This is a genomic window from Clostridium mobile, assembly GCF_018918285.1.
Lineage (GTDB): Bacteria > Bacillota > Clostridia > Clostridiales > Clostridiaceae > Clostridium_AW > Clostridium_AW mobile.
The window spans coordinates 152,849-170,929 of the sequence record NZ_JAHLQF010000002.1; the positions used below are offsets into that span (position 1 = coordinate 152,849).

Genomic DNA, 18,081 nt, shown 5'->3' on the forward strand with positions numbered 1-18,081 from the left:
ATGTCTTGTCTAGATTTAATTCACATTTTAAAATGGAAGCAGAAGATGCTATGCTCTATGCAAAAGAAAAATTAGACATGTTTCATGAGGATGCTAAGCTTGAAGTAGAAGAAATAGGGGATGGAAATATAAATTATGTATTCAAAGTTTGGGATGTGAACACTAAAAAATCAGTTATAATAAAGCATGCTGATGGTTTTCTTAGATCTTCAGGTCGTGAGTTAGATGTGGATAGAAATAGAATAGAAGCAGAAGTGTTGATGTTGCAAGGGGATTTAGCACCTACACTAATTCCAAAAGTATATAAATATGATGCTGTAATGTGTGCCCTATCAATGGAGGATATATCTGATCATGGCAATTTAAGAAAAGAACTATTACAAAGAAAAACATTTCCATTACTTGCAGATCACATAACTACTTTTATTGTAGATACACTTTTGCCAACAACAGATTTAGTTATGGATTCAGGAGAAAAGAAGGATAATGTTAAAAGATATATTAATAAAGATCTTTGCAAAATATCAGAGGATCTAGTATTTACAGAGCCCTTTATAGATTATAAAGGTAGAAATATTGTGTTAGAAGAAAATATGGAGTTTGTAAAAACCCGACTATATGAAGATAAAGAGTTAATACTAGAGGCAGGAAAACTTAAAAACAATTTTATGAATAATTCACAAGCTTTAATCCATGGGGATTTGCATTCAGGTTCTATTTTTGTAAAAGAGGATTCCACTAAAGTGTTAGACCCTGAGTTTGCATTCTATGGACCTATTGGCTATGATCTAGGAAATGTAATAGGAAATTTATTTTTCGCATGGGTAAATGCTTATGTAACTCAAGAGGATAAGGAAACAGAAGAGTTTACAATATGGATTGAAAAAACTATAGAGGATATTATAGAACTGTTTAAGGAAAAATTCATAAAAAAATATAAAGAAATAGTGACAGATGTAATGGCAAAAGAAGAATATTATATGGATTGGTATTTGCATTCTATATTATCAGATACAGCAGGACAAGCTGGTCTTGAAATTATTAGAAGAGTGGTAGGGGATTCAAAGGTTTTAGATATTACAAGTATTGATGATATAGATAAAAGAGTTAGAGCTGAAAGAATATTAATACTTTCCGCTAAAACTTTCATAAAAGATAGAGAGAATATTAAAACAGGTAAAAAATATATAGACATCTTTAATAGCAATATGTATTAAGGATATACACATATAAGTATATAGGGATATAAATTAAGGGGGTTAAAATGAATAGCTTTTATTATTATAATCCAACAGAATTGGTATTCGGAAAGGATTCCCTTTCTAAAATGAAGAGTTATTTTCCTAAAAATATAAAAAAAATACTTCTTCACTATGGAAAGGATAGTATTAAAAGGTCTGGTTTGCATGATGAAGTAATAGAAATATTGAAAAGTAATAACATAGAAGTAGTTGAGCTTTCTGGAGTAACACCTAATCCAAAACTTAGCTTAGTAAAAGAAGGCATAAGAATTTGTAGAGATGAAGACATCGATTTTATATTGGCAGTAGGTGGAGGAAGTGTTATAGATTCCGCAAAGGCAATAGCAGCTGGGGTATACTACGAAGGAAATGTGTGGGAATTGTTTACTCAAAATGTAGAATTAAAAGAAGCCTTACCAATAGGTGTAATTCTTACATTGCCTGCAACAGGGAGTGAGAGCAGTTCCGCTACAGTAATTAATAATGAAGAAACACTACAGAAGCTAGGGTTAGAAAGTGATCTTTTAAGACCTAAATTTGCCATATTAAATCCAGAACTTACTTTAACTCTACCTAATAACCAAACATTTGCAGGAGTAGTAGATATTTTGTCCCATGTTATGGAAAGATATTTTACTAATACTACAGATGTAGAACTTACTGATAATCTATGTGAAGGAGCTATGAGAGCAGTTATAGCTAATGCATATAAATTATTAGAAAATCCTAATGACTACGCAGCAAGGGCTGAAATAATGTTAAGTGGAACCATTGCTCATTCAGGAATTCTTGGATTAGGAAGGGAAGAAGATTGGGCTAGCCATAGAATAGGACATGAAATAACGGCGTTATATGGTGTAACCCATGGGGCAACCTTATCCATGATTTTTCCTGCATGGATGAAATATATTTATAAAGAAAACATAAAAAGATTTACAAGGTTTAGTAAATTTGTTTTCAATGTCCATGATGATGAAAAAACAGAAGAAGAAATAGCATTGTTAGGAATAGAAAAGTTTGAAGAGTTTTTAAAGGATATTCACATGCCTATAAGATTAAAAGAGGAAAATATTCTTTATGATGATTTCAATACTATGGCTGAGAAATGTACTAGTTCAGGTTTTGTTGGTCGCTTTGTAAAGCTCTCTAAAGAGGATGTAATAAAAATATTTGAAATGGCAAAATAATATTTTAAAGCTAGATATTAATAAAGTTTATTAATATCTAGCTTTTTTACGTAAGGCTAGCATTGACACAGCTAAGCTGTGAAAGTACACTGTGAGGTGAAAGCTAAAGAAAATGGAGGAATAAATAATAATTAACTACTATAAAGGGAAAAATAATAAATAATATTATTAGTTATTATTACTATCATTTATTATTATTATTATTATTATTATTATTATTATTATTATTATTATTATTATAGAAGTTTGGAGGCCTTGGCATGAAGACGAGAGCTATGGAAAGAAACTTTAGGAAAATAAAAAACGAAGCAGCTCACATTGAAGGATTGGTAAAAAATACAAAAAGTATAAATGGATTATGGGAACAGGAAGCAGCAGTAAGAAAAAAGCTAAAGCATTTAAGAGAATTTAAAGGGCAAGGTTTAAGGGATTTTGATAAGGTATACCGTAGATATTCAGAGATATTGCAGAATGTATCTGAAAAATTAATTCAAGATTACAATAGAAAGAACAAAACAGACTTTACTTTTCATGAAATAGTTAGAGGTAATTATGAGGGGTATATGAAATCAGGAGTTATGAGCGTTTTAATAACTCATCATATACCTAAACTTATATTTAAGCAGTTTGATGAAATATTTCCTGAAAACCCCAAAGATGAATATGAAGAGGCAAGACGGCTTGAAAGAAAATTTTATCTTCATTTAGGGGAGACCAATACAGGAAAAACTTATAATGCAATGGAAAGATTAAAGGAAGTTAAAAAGGGAATATATCTTTCTCCACTTAGAATATTAGCCCTTGAGAATTTTGAAAAATTAAACAGGGAAGGGGTTAAGTGCAATTTAATCACTGGAGAAGAAGAAATATTAGTAGAAGATGCTAGCCATATTTCTTGTACAATAGAAAAATTGGATTTAAGAGAAAAATATGATTTAGCTATAATCGATGAGATACAAATGATAGATGATGATTCTAGAGGAGCTGCATGGAGCCGAGCGGTTTTGGGATTAAAGTGTAAAGAAATACATATTTGTGGTGCTATAAATTCTAGAGAAGTTTTACAAGAAATAATTGAGGATTGCTATGACACCTATGAAATTAAAGAATATAAAAGAAATGTACCACTTCAAATTGAGGGGAGAGGATTCTCATATAATGATGTACAACCAGGAGATGCCTTAGTAGTATTCTCCAAAAAAAGAGTGTTACAGTTGGCCTATCATTATGCAGATTTAGGTATAAAGGCTAGTTTAATATACGGAGATTTACCACCAGAGGTAAGAAGAAAGCAATATGAACAATTCATAAATAAGGAAACCACCATACTTATAACAACAGATGCTATAGGAATGGGAGTAAATCTTCCTATAAGAAGAATAGTTTTCATGGATATTAAGAAGTTTGATGGAGAAGAGGTAAGATATTTAACTTCCCAAGAAGTTAAGCAAATCGGGGGAAGGGCAGGTAGAAAAGGTATATACGAAGTTGGATACTTGACTTCCTTTGGTAACTCTCAAAGTTTTATTGAAGACATGATAAATAGTGAAGACAAAGTTATTGATACAGGAGTGGTAGGACCTAGTGAAGCCATACTAAAAATTAAAAATCTATCTTTAAGAGAAAAGTTAGCTCTATGGAGTACTAGAGAAGAAAAAACTTCTTTTTATAGAAAGATGGATATAAGTGAATATTTGATAGTATTGGATAGTATAAAATCATATAAATTGGATCAAAACACAGAATGGCAAACTCTAAGAATACCCTTTGATGTGACAACTCCAGAGATAATGGATCAGTTCTTAAATTATATGGATGAATTATTTATAGCAAAAAGAAAAGATATAACTAAGCCTAGAATAAAGTTTAAAGAGCTATATGAATTAGAACTTTATTACCAAAAAATAAATCTTTACTATTCTTTTTCAAAAGTATTCAACCTTCCTTTTGATGAAGAATGGGTATATGATGAAAGGCTAAAAGTTAGTGAAGAGATAAATGATATATTGCTTGGGATATAGTAAAAGGAAAATATGAACATTATGGTATAATTTAAATTAAAAGCGCAAATAAGGGGATGGGTATATGATTGTTATAATTGATTATATATTTAAGCTTGATATTGAACTTCGATTAAAAGGAGTATATTATCCAGGAGAAGATAATAACCTGCTTTTAGATGATAGTTGGTGCAATTATATAGGAGAAAAAATTGAATATGTATTAGGTGATTCTGTTAACCCTAAGGGAGGGACAGTAGAAATAAAAAATAAATTTTATAAATATCAGTGGCTGAAAGAAGAGGACGGTGTAAACTTATATTTAAGTAAAGAACCAATATTAAAAGAGTTTTATGAAGAAATAATCAATTATATACCAGAAGGGATTCAAATTTATGATAAGAATGGATATCTTTTAAACTCTAATTCTGCTAGTGAGATACTGCAAAATTATAATAAGGATGAGTTTAAGGGAAAGCATTTATTAGATATTTATGATTTAACAGAGGATTTCAGTACAGTTTTATCTGTGTTAAGGACTAAGAAACCTGTTATAAATCGTTGTGATAGATTTAAAATGAGGAATGGTAAGGTTTTAACTACTATTAATTCTGGCTATCCTGTAAAAGTACATGATAAATTATACGGTGCTGTTGTGCTGGAAAGTGATTTATCTGTACTTAACAAAATTAGAAATCGTTCATTGAATCTAGAGGCTTATATAAAAGATGAACAACCTATTTATGAATATGAATTGTATACCTTTGATGATATAATACATTCTTCTGAGAAAATGAGTGAGCTTATTCATTTTGCTAAAAAGGTTTCCCTAACAAATTCTAGTATTTTGATTATAGGGGAAACGGGGACCGGAAAAGAGCTTGTAGCCCAGAGCATACATAGTTTTAGCCCTAGAAGGCATAAACCCTTTATTGATGTAAATTGCAGTGCCATACCAAGTAATTTATTTGAGAGCATGTTTTTTGGAACTGAGAAAGGAGCTTTCACAGGGAGTATTAATAAAGAAGGATTTTTTGAGATGGCAGATGGAGGAACTCTTTTTCTAGATGAAATCAACTCTATCAGTGTTGATATGCAAGCTAAGCTTTTAAGAGTGCTTCAAGAAAAAAGATTTCAAAGAGTTGGGGGAAGTAAATATATAAAATGTGATGTTAGAATAATTACTGCGGCAAATGAAAATCTTTCTGATCTAATGGAGAAACAACAATTTCGTAGGGATTTCTATTATAGAGTTTCTACAATTAAAATAAATATTCCACCTTTGAGGGAAAGAAAAGAAGATATACATTTATTAGTTAAGTATTTTTTAAATATGCTATGTAAAGAATATGATGGGAAAAAAATATCTATTGATGGAAAAACCATAGATGTATTGATGGAATATGATTGGCCAGGAAATGTAAGAGAACTTCAAAATGTAATTGAATATGCTTTTAATAAAGTTATAGAAGATAAAAATTATATAGAAATTGAGAATTTACCAGATTATCTTCATTCATTAGAAAAAGGAATAAGTATAAAGAATCAATACTATAATGAAAAGGATGTTAGAGAAGAACAATACTATAATAAAATAGATGTTAGAGAAGTACAATCAGAAGTATTAGAGGAAAGAATGAAAAAATTAGAAAAACAGATAATAAAAGAAGTTCTTTACTTTAATGATGGAAACATAACAAAAAGTGCAAAGGAATTGGGAATGAGCAGGCAAAGCTTACAATATAGAATTAAAAAGTTAGATATAGAGTTAAAAAATTAGATATTTAAAGTATATGAAAATACAAAACTACAGAAGATTATAAGAAGATATAAAAAAATGAAGAAAATACAGAAGAATTTGAAGAAAATAGAATAATATGATGAAAAAACAAAATAAAATGCAAAATGATTTTGCAGGTGCTAAAAAATTTGGCACCTTTTTTCGTGTTTTTAAAGGAAATTATTTATAAAAGCGCAAAATAATTTTGCGGAGTGATAATTTAAAATAGTGGAATTGTTCATGCATAACTGAAAATTGTGACTTTTAGGCGTATATCTATCATATATGAACTTAGTATTTATTTGGCATTAGATTTGCTATAGATAGAAGTACTATTAAGCAAAAATGTAAAAAAACTAAGGAGGAAGGTATATGTTAAAAGAAGGTTATGAAAAAGAGACAAGCAATAGGAAAGAGGTACGTAAAGGAGTATTTTTACCAGCATTTATTGTGGTAGGAAGTGCAACTTTATTGGGGATTGTTAATAATAAACTATTAACGGATGTTGCTAAAAGTACTTTTACATGGTCTCTTAGAAGTTTTGGATGGCTATATCAACTTATATCCATTGTGACAGTTATACTTGCTGTAGTAGTCACATTTTCAAAGCTTGGAAATATACGTTTTGGAGGGGCTGATGCAAAACCAAAGTTCCCATTTCTAACATGGTTTGCTATGGCTCTTACTGGAGGAATTGCCACAGGTCTTATTACTTACGGAGTTAATGAGCCTATAATTTACTTTGGTAATATATATGGTGAAATGGCGCAAACAGGAATAGAACCGGGGACTTCATCAGCAGCACTATTTGCCATAGCTCGTTCTTTCTACAATTGGTCATTTATACCCTATGCAATGTATTCATTATCAGGATTAGCAGTTGCTTATATGTATTTTAATAGAAAGAAATCATTATCTGTAACAGCTACACTAATTCCATTATTCGGAGAAAAGGTAACTAAAGGTATTTGGGCGAATATCATTGACACTCTATCACTTTTGGCCATAGCTTTAGGATTAGCTTCTTCCCTTGGGGCTGGGCTCGCATTGGTTGGAGCTGGAATAGAGATTGCCTATGGGATTAAACAAGGAGTAGTTGTATGGTTGGTATTGGCAGTAATTATAACGGCTACATTTACAATTGCTTCATTTTTGGGCATGGATAAAGGTATTAAATGGTTAGCAACCTTAAACTCAAAGATATTCTATATATTATTAGCATTCCTTTTCGTTGTGGGACCTACAGTTTATATATGTAAAACTTCTACAGCTGGATTAGGATATTGGCTTCAAAACTTTTGGAACTGGGGACTTGACTCAGGTAATGTAGGTGGAGAAGCATTAGTAATGTGGTGGACATTATATGACTGGGCTATATGGATTGCTTATGCACCATTGATGGGTATATTTTTGGCTATTATCTCATATGGAAGAACGGTTCGTGAATATATGATAATCAATTGGATACTTCCTTCAACTTTTGGATTTGTTTGGTTTGCAATTTGGGGTTCAACAGCACTTCACTGGCAGCAAACAGGAGTAGTAGACTTAGTTTCCACCATAAAAGAAAGTGGGGCAGTAGCTGGATTATGGACATTTTTACAACATATGCCACTAGGAAAGCTGCTCATACCAATTGTTATGTTAACTCTTATTATTTCATTTGCTACGTCCGCTGATGCTATGACTACGACAATTGCATCTTTATGTACAAAAGATATGGAACATGATGAGGAACCTGCTACTTGGCAGAAGATTCTTTGGGGTGTTTCAATAGGAGCAATTTCATTCTTTATGGTAGCTTATGGTGGAGGAGAACAAGGAGTTGATGGTGTTAAATACCTTGCAGCAGCAGGTGGATTTATGGTGCTATTCATATTCGTTCTACAAGTAATATCTACTATTAAAATGTTTTTCATTGATAAGATAGAGGAATAATTTTAAAAAAGGGAGGAAGTAATATTGTCAGATATAAGATATGCTAAAGAAATAGAAAAAGTAATTTTAGGAGATAAAATAAGTATAGAAGAATTAATTGCAGTTGCTCGTTTTGGTGCTAAGGTAGAATTTTCAGAGGAGTATTGTGAAAGGGTAAAAAGGTCAAGAAACTTAGTGGAAAGATGGATTGAAGAAGGACGTGTCATGTATGGAATCACTACAGGCTTTGGATCCCTTTGTACTGAAGTTATATCACCAGAAGATACGGCCAAACTACAAAAAAACATTATTTTATCCCATTCAACCTCTGTAGGAGAACCTTTGTCTATTGAACAAGTGCGTGCAACTATGATGATGGTATTACAAAACGTTGGGCAAGGATATTCAGGAGCATGCATTGAGACTATGGAGATGTATAAAGAATTTTTAAATAGAGGACTTACTCCCTTTGCACCCAAAGAAGGTTCCGTAGGTTACCTTTGTCCTGAAGCCCATATGGCATTAGTGTTAATCGGAGAAGGCAAGGCATATGTTGATGGAGAATTAATGCCAGCGAAAGAAGCTTTAAATAAGTGTTCATTATCTCCAATATCATTGTCCGCTAAGGAAGGATTAGTACTTGTTTCTGGAACAACTAGTGTTACTGCTATTGGATCATTAGCATTGTACGATATGATAAACTCATCAAAAACTGCAGATATAATTGCCTCAATGACTTTAGAAGTACTTAAGGGAACCACTAAAGCTTTTGATAATCGTTTAATGAGTGTTAGACCTCATGAAGAACAGTCTAATACAGCTAAAAATACAAGAAAAATACTAGAGGACTCAGAAATAGCAAGGCATTATAAGGATTATCGCTTACAAGATGCCCTATCATTAAGGTGCATACCACAGGTTCATGGAGCAGCAAAAAAGACTCTTAAGGATGCTTTGAAAGTTGTTGAAATAGAAATGAACTCTTGTTGTGATAATCCAATAATATGGCAAGAAAATAATGATGGAGAAGCACTTTCAGGATGTAATGCGGATTCTTCCTATGTGGGTATAGAAATGGACTCTGCCTGCATTGCAGCTACCATGATTGGGAGAATGTCAGAGCGTAGAAACAATAGAATGATAGATGGGAATCTTTCAGAATATCCTTGGTTTCTTATAAAAAAACCAGGACTTAATTCTGGACTAATGATACCTCAATATACACAAGCAGGATTGATAAATGATATGAAAATTTTATCACATCCAGCTACGGTAGACGGCATACCTACTTGTGGAAATCAAGAAGATTATGTAGCTATGGGATATAATGCATGCAAAAAGGCTTCACAAATAGCAGATAAGTTGGAATATGTTTTAGCAATTGAGCTATTGTCTGTATTTCAAGCTCACCAATTTGTTGAAGAAAATCTTTTGCCAAGTACTGCTACAAAATCAGTTTTAGATGAGATTGCTAGTACTGTGCCAGTAATGGAAGAGGATATATATCTTTATCCACATATTAATACCTTAAAGGATTTAATACACTCAGGAAAAATTCTTGAGTTAGTAGAAGAAAAGGTTGGGAGGTTAGAGTAAATTATGAGGGTGAAAATAGATATTGCAAAAATATTTTTAACACCTCCATACGAAATGAGTGAACGTGTTACATTATTTCTAATGTTGGTAATTACCTTTATAATATTCTTTACACCGTTAAAGTTTTCACGGATATCACCTTTTGAAGCAGCGATAACAGCAGCATTTCCATCACTATCAATTTCTTGGGGGTGGATTGTACTTCTTAGATCCATTTTCAAAAAAAAGAAGTATTGCAAAGATTGAGAGTATAACATAAATAAGGAGAAGGCTTGTGTTATATATTACCCAGGAAATATCAAGTGATTCTTAGCTTCAGATGGAGTTTGCTTAAAAGGATACTTACTCCAACTGAAGCTTATTAAGAGAGTTCTTAGAAGCTTTGCTTCTTAGAAATCCTTATCCTTTAGGGGAAGAACTTATCCAGGGACGTAGCATCCGTTATACACAGCATAAGAATTCTAAATCGCTTTCACAGAGTGCGATGGGAGTATTACGGATGGTAGTCATCGGATAAAAAAATTAATGAATAAATATAATGTTTTTCCGCAAAATAATATTACCTCAACAAAATAAAGGAAGGAGAGGTAATAATGAACGAGAAAAATAAAATTGTAAAAGTAAAAAAGAATACAGAGGGAGATATAACTGATGTAATGCTTGATAATGGATCAGTATATCCAATAAAGGAAGCTATATCTATGACTAAAAATGAAATGATTGATGGAGTAAACGTAGGAAAAGCTAAAAATGGAAGAGAATTTTTAAGAAGCAATCCTAATGGAACAGAGTACGATAATTTAGATCAGCTTCCAACTTTTTAATAATAAATAAGTTTTTATAAAGTTAAATAATAGAAAAACTAGGTTAATTAATTAACAATATTAATTGCCTAGTTTTTTATTTTTAATAGATTAAAATCCGAAAATTACATTTGCAAATTAGAGGTAAAACAAAAGGATAAATTGGCTTCATGTGTTAGTTTACTGTTACCGGAACAAGAACTAAAAGGAGATCAATTTATAATTTTAGTACACAAGTCTAGTTTAAAAAGTTAGTTTTATAATAAAAAAGTTAAAACTGCTAATAATTTTATACTAAAACTGGTTATAGGGTGTAAAATCTAGAGAATCTACGAGCGAATAAGCTAAATTTTAATAATTAGTCAATACAATGCGTAATTGACATGGAGTTGATAATAAACTACTTTATTTACTGAAATTCAGCTGTTAATATATATATCATGCTCTAAAATTCTACAATATATCTTATTAGTTTTTGCAAATAGGATATTAAAACTAATATAATATTTTAAAAAGTCCTTTGAAATTTATTATTGGAAAATTTTTAATATTCGAAATTTTCGATTAAATATCACAAATATATTGAATCTTTATTTAACATAGATTTAACGCATGTTTAACAATGAAGGGCTTCCTTTAATTATATTTAATGTTAACATATATGTGATGTTGAAAATCATACAAATTACGCCAATATTTTCAAGTAAAATTTATCAAAAAATGTATAAGATTGATTATTGAAGTTTTTTAAATTATATTAAAACTTTATCAATAAACAATTAATATTTAATATATTACCATTGAGTACATAGAAAAAAAGAAAAGAGGTGGTGTGTTTGGAGAAGGCAATAGAAAGTTTAATAGCTTTAGATCAAGAAGTAGAAAGTAATTTAGAAATTAAGAAAAGAGAACTGATTCAAAGAAGAGATGACATAAGTAAAAAAGTAGAGCAAATGTGGAAAGATGCTGAAGAGGAATTGAACACTTTAAAAAATAGTAAATTAGAAGAATATGAGAGAAAAACTAATGAAAGTAGATTGACTATAAAAAAGGAATTAGAAGAAAAATCTATGCAGGCTAAGAGTAAATACAAAGCCATTAAAACTTCATTAGTTGAGTATTCTATAAATTATATTATTAATTCCTCTAAGGGGGAATAGATATGGGAAGTATAACCAGATATGCTGCTATTAATTCTAGGTTAAAAGCTATGGAAAGAAGGTTTTTAGCAAAGGAGCAATATAAAAAAATTATTAAAAGTGTAAATTACGAAGAATCTATAAGTTATATAAGAGATGAAACCTTATATGGAAAAATAATGAATAACTATAATTTAGAGAAATTTAACGAAGAAAATATTCAGTATATTCTAATGAAAGATTATATTAAGAATTTTCATAATATATCAAGCTTTTTCAATGGTGAATATAAAAAATTGTTTAACATCATGTTTATGAAGTTTCAATTTGAGGATTTAATATTAATCCTTAGAGAAAAGCATACAGGAAGAAAATATACAGATGAAAACTTGTTAATAACCTATGATAGTCCATTAAATAAGATTAACTTTGAAAAAATTATATCTTCAAAGGACATAAATGAAGCAATCTCAATGTTAAAAGATAATAGATTTTATAAATATCTTCATGGAGGATTAAATCCTTTAGATGAGGAGCTTTTGTTTCGTCTAGAAGTTTCTTTGGATTATATATACTATGTTGAGCTTATGAAAGCCTTAGACAATATTGATAAAGAGGACAAAGATATAATAAATAAGATAATCGGAAGTTATATAGATTTATTAAACATTCAATTTATTTATAGAGCTAAAAAATATTATAAGTTGAGTTCAGAGGAAATTTTAAACCACACAATACCTAATGGTTTTAATATAAATATAAATAAATTGAAAAGGCTGTGCTATCATAAGAATCTTGAGGAGTTTCAAGATATACTAGCAGATACAAAGTACAAAGATTTATTTAAATATGGAGTAGAAGAAGACTATTTAACAGAAAAATACATTTCATCTTATATCAAAAAAATGTTGTTGAAATATAAAAAAGAGCATAAAAACAACATAGGGACGGTAATTGCATACTTGGAACTGTCATTATTTGAAATAAAAGACATTATATCCCTATTGGAAGCTAAAAGATATTGTATAGAAGATGAAGAATTATTAAGCTATATAAGTTTTACTATTGATTGAGAGGTGAGTTTATGGCAATCGAAAAAATGATGATGATCAATATGGTAGCACCCGTAAATCATATGGATGTGGTGACCAAAAATGTAGTGCTTACAGGAATGTTTCATCCAATTAACGCACTAGAAGAAATCAACAGTGGAAATTTTAAAATATCTACAACAGAAGACAATCTAGACACTTTAATAGATGTAAACTATGTAAGATCCTATTCTGAGAAAAGAAACTACTCAAAGATAAACAAAGAAATAAACAATATATCACAAATCGTTCAAGATCGTGATAATAGAGATAAGAAATGTAAAGATTTAATTTTTGATTATAGCCAGTTACAAAGTAGTGTAGAGGAAATATCAGATAAATATAGAGAATTACATGAGGAACTTACAGCTATTAAGGCCCAGAAAGAAAAGCTAGAAGAGTATAAGAATAATCTTAAATATATATCAAAGCTGGACATCCCTATGGAGCATTTTTCAGAGTTAAAGAATTTTGAAATGCAGCTCTATAAAATAAATGATGAAAAGCTCAATATATTAAAGGCTAATTATGAAAATATACCAGCCATAGTTGATAAGGTTTATAAAGGCGATGGCTATGCGGTAATACTAGTTTTATCTATTAAAGAATTGAAAATAGACTCAGATAGAATGCTAAACTCTTTAAATTGTGAAAAAATAGATATTCCTATGAATTACGAAGGAAATCCAAATGAAGTAATGAAAAAAATAAATGAAGAGTTAAAAGAAGTAAGCAGTAAGGCAGCTATTTTAGAAAAGAATATAGATAAGTTTTACAATGAAAATAAGCAGGATATAGAAGTTATGGTGGAAAGCTTTGATTTAGAAAAAAGCTCAGCTAAATTAAAAGAATATGTAGCTTATAGTAACGAGTTTTTCTATTTATCTGGATGGGTTCCTAAGAGTTCATTAAAAAGCTTTGAAGAAAAAATTAAAAATGCAGATAGAAAAATAATTATATTAGAAAAAAAAACTGAAGACATGAAGGAAGACCTGAGACCGCCAACCAAATTAAAAAATAATTTTTTAGTAAAGCCCTTTGAAATGATGGTTAATATGTATGGTGTGCCTACCTATGAGGAGTCAGACCCTACTACTTTCTTAGCATTGACTTATATGATAATGTTCGGAGCTATGTTTGGTGATGTTGGACAAGGAGCTATATTGTTTTTAGCAGGCTTACTTATGAAATATAAGATGAATAATAATACTGCAGGAGGTATATTACAAAGATTAGGTATTACTTCCACAATATTCGGATTCTTATATGGAAGTATATTTGGATTTGAACATGTTATAAAACCTATATTAATAAGTCCAATGGAAAATATTGAAACAGTGCTTATTGCTGCCATCATATTTGGTTGTGGAATTTTACTTGTAGGTTTTGTATACGGAATTGTAAATAGTATCAAAAGCAAAAACTTAGAGGAAGGGCTTTTTGGACACAATGGATTGGCAGGTATGGCTTTTTATGTGTTGCTTTTACTATTTGCTTATTCAACTATAACATCAAAAAACATTGTGAATACTGGAGTTTTGATAGTTTTATTAGTAGTATTAATGGCTTTAATGGTGTTAAAACAACCTTTAACAAATCTTCTAATGAAAAAAGGTTTTACATTTTCAGAAAAAAAATCAGACTATTTTATTGAAAGTGGTTTTGGCGCTTTAGAGACTCTTTTAAGTATGTTTTCAAATACTTTATCTTTTATAAGAGTTGGTGCCTTTGTATTAAATCACGTAGGATTATTCATAGCCTTCTCAGCATTGGCTAATATGATGAGTAACTCTGCTGGAAGTATATTTATGTATATACTAGGCAATGTGATAATAATAGTTTTAGAGGGTCTTATAGTTCTTATACAGGGATTAAGACTTGAATACTACGAATTATTTAGTAAGTACTATGATGGATCTGGATTAGAATTTAAACCTATAACTATTAACAATGGAGAGTATATTTAGGAGGTAATATAGATGATATATGTATTAATGATTACTTTTGTAATTGCAATTGGAACTATAACTTATGGATTTGTACAAAAATCAAAGGAAGATATAGAAGGAAAGAGCAAGATTAAGAAGGCTTTGAAAATAAATTTATCTACGTTTATACCAGCAATAAGTGCAGCTTTAATATTTATGATCCCTAACATTGCACATGCAGCTGGAGAAGCAAGTTTAGGAACAGCTACTGGATTAGGATATATAGCAGCAGCCCTATGTACAGGACTTGCAACAATTGGTGCAGGATATGCGGTTGGAGCCGTTGGTTCATCAGCATTAGGAGCGGTATCAGAAGATCCTTCAATACTTGGTAAAACTTTAATATATGTTGGACTTGCTGAAGGTATAGCTATTTATGGTCTTATAATTTCTATAATGATATTATCTAAGATTTAATCATTAATTTTAAAATGACTACATGATTCTAGATATTTAGATGGTTAGATAATTAGGTATTTAGATTTTTAGATGATTAAAGGATTAAAGGATTAGATATTTAGATGGGTAGAAAATTAAATGTTTAAATATCTATGCGATTGGATAATTAGACATTTATGTTATTAGATAACTAGATGATTAGAGGTAGATAATATGAAAATGTATTTAATAAGCGATAATGTAGACACCTTAGTTGGTCTTAAAATTGCAGGTATAGATGGAGAGATTGTACACAATAGAGAAGAAGCTATAAAATGCATAGAAGAAATTAGGAGTAACAAAGAGATTGGCATTATAGTAATCACAGAAAAGGCTATGGAAATGATGCCTGAAAAAATTAGTGAACTTAAACTTTCAAAATATTTGCCTCTAATAGTTGAAATTCCAGATAGACATGGAAGTAAAAAAGAAAAAGATTGGATTTTAAACTATATAAAAGAGGCTGTAGGTATAAAGATTTGAGGTGAGATCGAGTGGTTACTGTAGAAGATAAAATTAATCTATTCTCAAAAATAATGCAGGATAAGCTTAGTGAAAAAATTAATGCTAAACTTGAAGCAGTAAAAAAAGAAGAGGAAGAAGTATTCGGAAAAGAAGAAAAATCTATAAAAGAATATAAAGAAAAAACTTTTAAGGATATAGAAAGAAAATGCAATTCAATGTACGAACAGGAAGTATCTAAGGCTACCTTTGATAAACAAGAAGAGTTGACCAATTTAAAAGAAACTATGATAAGAGAAACCTTAGATGATATAAAAAATAGATTGAAGGAATTTATTAATTCTGAGAACTATGAGGAGTATATATTTTCAAGACTTAATAAAACCTTAGAAGATATGAAAGACGGAGAAAGTGCATTCATATATTTTAATAATGAGGATTTATTAAGATTTGAAGATAAGCTAGCTAAATATGCCCTAGGAAAAAATATTGAAATAAGTAATAACTCTGTAAATATTTTAGGGGGATATATAGTAGAGGATAAATTAAAAAGATTTAGAATAGATTGTAGTTTAGATAGCAGCATCGAGGAATGCATTGAGGAAATAGGAATTAAAATAACAGATATATTCATGTAGATAAAGGAGTGGTTCTATTGGATAGTCTAGTAGGAACTATTGTAAGTATAAACGGTCCTGTTATTAAAGGAAAGAACATGGCTAAATTTAAAATGAGAGAAATGGTAATGGTAGGGCAGAAAAAGCTCATAGGAGAAATAATTGCATTAGAACAAGATTTGGCTATAGTACAGGTTTATGAAGAAACTTCAGGATTAAAAGTAGGAGAAGAAATCCTTTCTACTGGAATGCCACTTTCTTTAAAATTAGGACCAGGAATCATTGGAAATATATTTGATGGTATACAAAGACCCCTAAATAAAATAAATGAGATTTCCTATGGATTTATAAAAGAAGGTATTGGCCTTATATCCATAGATGAACAAAAGGAATGGCATGTGGATGTAGTTGCCAACATAGGAGATATCTTAAAAGCAGGAGACATTTATGGAGAAGTACAGGAAACAAATATAATAAAGCATAGATTAATGGTGCCTCCAGGAGTAAAGGGAGAAGTAATTAAAGTTAAGGAAAGCGGTTCATATAATATAGAAGAAAAAATCGTTACTCTAAAGGACGGAGAAGTCACTCATGAGCTAAGCTTATATCAAAGATGGCCTGTTAGAACTCCAAGACCTATTAAGAAAAGAAAAATATTAAGCAAACCTCTTGTTACAGGACAAAGAATATTAGACATGTTCTTTCCTATAGCTAAAGGGGGAACCGTTGCTATACCAGGAGGATTCGGAACAGGTAAAACTATGACACAGCATCAGTTAGCAAAATGGTCTGATGCAGATATAATAGTTTACATTGGTTGTGGTGAAAGAGGAAATGAAATGACAGAGGTTTTAGAAGATTTTCCAAAACTTATAGACCCAAAAACCAATACTTCATTGATGAATAGAACGGTTTTAATAGCTAATACTTCTGATATGCCTGTTGCAGCAAGAGAAGCTTCTATATATACGGGTATAACTATAGCAGAGTATTTTAGAGATATGGGATATAACGTGGCTATTATGGCAGACTCCACTTCCCGTTGGGCAGAGGCTTTAAGAGAGATATCTGGAAGACTTGAAGAAATGCCTGCGGAAGAAGGATATCCAGCTTATTTACCTTCAAGGATAGCAGAATTCTACGAGAGAGCAGGATTTGTAGAAAACTTAAATGGCAGTGAAGGTTCTGTTACAGTTATTGGTGCTGTTTCCCCAGCAGGAGCGGATTTTTCTGAACCTGTAACTCAAAATACTAAAAGATTTGTTAGTGCTTTTTTAGGATTAGATAAAAAGCTTGCCTATGCAAGACACTATCCTGCTATAAACTGGTTATCAAGCTATAGTGGTTATACACCAATGCTTAAGGATTGGTATGAAGAAAATGTATCCTCTGAGTTTATAGATTTAAGAAGCAAGATGCTGAAAATATTATTTGAAGAAAATAAGCTTCAAGAAATTGTTAAGCTTGTTGGAGAAGACGTTCTGCCAGATGATCAGAGACTTATTTTAGAAGCTGCTAAAATATTAAAAGTAGGATTTTTACAGCAAAATGCTTATCATGACGTAGATACCTATGTGCCTATTGAGAAGCAATTTAAAATGTTAAAGATAATAGAGTTGTTTTATGACAAGGCATATGGATGTGTTAAAATAGGAGTTCCTATCTCAAAAATTAGGGATGGAGAAATCTTCGGAGAAATGATTAAAATGAAATATAATATACCAAATGATGATTTTTCAGGCTTTGATAAAATAGAGGAAAAAATATCTTTATATTATGAAGAGCTAATGAAAAAATATAGACAATAGCAAGGGAGGGGAAA

Annotated in this window: 15 protein-coding genes; all 15 read left to right on the plus strand. The window is 30.5% G+C overall.

Annotation, left to right across the window (positions count from 1 at the left end; translation table 11 throughout):
* Positions 1-5 precede the first annotated feature (5 nt).
* On the plus strand, positions 6-1,217 hold the full coding sequence (gene mtnK, locus KQI86_RS06680; protein WP_216438507.1) for an S-methyl-5-thioribose kinase: 1,212 nt from the start codon (positions 6-8) through the stop codon (positions 1,215-1,217).
* 47 nt (positions 1,218-1,264) lie between these two features.
* Positions 1,265-2,428 carry an iron-containing alcohol dehydrogenase gene (locus KQI86_RS06685; protein ID WP_216438508.1) on the plus strand — a complete coding sequence of 388 codons (1,164 nt, stop codon included), beginning with the start codon at positions 1,265-1,267 and terminating at the stop codon, positions 2,426-2,428.
* Positions 2,429-2,688: 260 nt separating this feature from the next.
* Positions 2,689-4,449 (plus strand): helicase-related protein, encoded by a 1,761-nt coding sequence (locus KQI86_RS06690; protein ID WP_216438509.1) that lies wholly within the window; start codon positions 2,689-2,691, stop codon positions 4,447-4,449.
* 64 nt (positions 4,450-4,513) lie between these two features.
* Positions 4,514-6,208, plus strand: a complete 1,695-nt coding sequence (locus KQI86_RS06695) for a sigma-54 interaction domain-containing protein (RefSeq protein ID WP_216438510.1) — start codon at positions 4,514-4,516, stop codon at positions 6,206-6,208.
* Between the two features lie 372 nt (positions 6,209-6,580).
* Positions 6,581-8,146, plus strand: a complete 1,566-nt coding sequence (locus tag KQI86_RS06700) for a BCCT family transporter (protein ID WP_216438511.1) — start codon at positions 6,581-6,583, stop codon at positions 8,144-8,146.
* Positions 8,147-8,170: 24 nt separating this feature from the next.
* Positions 8,171-9,721 carry an HAL/PAL/TAL family ammonia-lyase gene (locus KQI86_RS06705; RefSeq protein ID WP_246582709.1) on the plus strand — a complete coding sequence of 517 codons (1,551 nt, stop codon included), beginning with the start codon at positions 8,171-8,173 and terminating at the stop codon, positions 9,719-9,721.
* 3 nt (positions 9,722-9,724) lie between these two features.
* Positions 9,725-9,967: a hypothetical protein gene (locus KQI86_RS06710; RefSeq protein WP_216438512.1), complete on the plus strand. Its 243-nt coding sequence runs from the start codon at positions 9,725-9,727 to the stop codon at positions 9,965-9,967.
* A gap of 347 nt (positions 9,968-10,314) precedes the next feature.
* A complete protein-coding gene (locus KQI86_RS06715) occupies positions 10,315-10,545 on the plus strand; it encodes a DUF3892 domain-containing protein (protein WP_216438513.1) in 231 nt (76 codons plus the stop codon).
* 815 nt (positions 10,546-11,360) lie between these two features.
* The gene (locus tag KQI86_RS06720; RefSeq protein ID WP_216438514.1) at positions 11,361-11,684 is read left to right on the plus strand and encodes a hypothetical protein; all 324 of its coding nucleotides are present in this window, start codon (positions 11,361-11,363) and stop codon (positions 11,682-11,684) included.
* Between the two features lie 2 nt (positions 11,685-11,686).
* Positions 11,687-12,736 (plus strand): V-type ATPase subunit, encoded by a 1,050-nt coding sequence (locus KQI86_RS06725; RefSeq protein WP_216438515.1) that lies wholly within the window; start codon positions 11,687-11,689, stop codon positions 12,734-12,736.
* Positions 12,737-12,747: 11 nt separating this feature from the next.
* Positions 12,748-14,721: a V-type ATP synthase subunit I gene (locus tag KQI86_RS06730; RefSeq protein ID WP_216438516.1), complete on the plus strand. Its 1,974-nt coding sequence runs from the start codon at positions 12,748-12,750 to the stop codon at positions 14,719-14,721.
* Positions 14,722-14,733: 12 nt separating this feature from the next.
* Complete coding sequence (locus tag KQI86_RS06735; RefSeq protein WP_216438517.1) at positions 14,734-15,159, plus strand: ATP synthase subunit C; 426 nt, start codon at positions 14,734-14,736, stop codon at positions 15,157-15,159.
* 195 nt (positions 15,160-15,354) lie between these two features.
* On the plus strand, positions 15,355-15,663 hold the full coding sequence (locus KQI86_RS06740) for a V-type ATP synthase subunit F (RefSeq protein ID WP_216438518.1): 309 nt from the start codon (positions 15,355-15,357) through the stop codon (positions 15,661-15,663).
* Between the two features lie 11 nt (positions 15,664-15,674).
* Positions 15,675-16,280, plus strand: a complete 606-nt coding sequence (locus tag KQI86_RS06745) for a V-type ATP synthase subunit E (RefSeq protein WP_216438519.1) — start codon at positions 15,675-15,677, stop codon at positions 16,278-16,280.
* An 8-nt stretch (positions 16,281-16,288) separates the two neighbouring features.
* Positions 16,289-18,067, plus strand: coding sequence for a V-type ATP synthase subunit A (locus tag KQI86_RS06750; protein ID WP_216438520.1), 1,779 nt, complete (start codon positions 16,289-16,291; stop codon positions 18,065-18,067).
* Positions 18,068-18,081 lie beyond the last annotated feature (14 nt).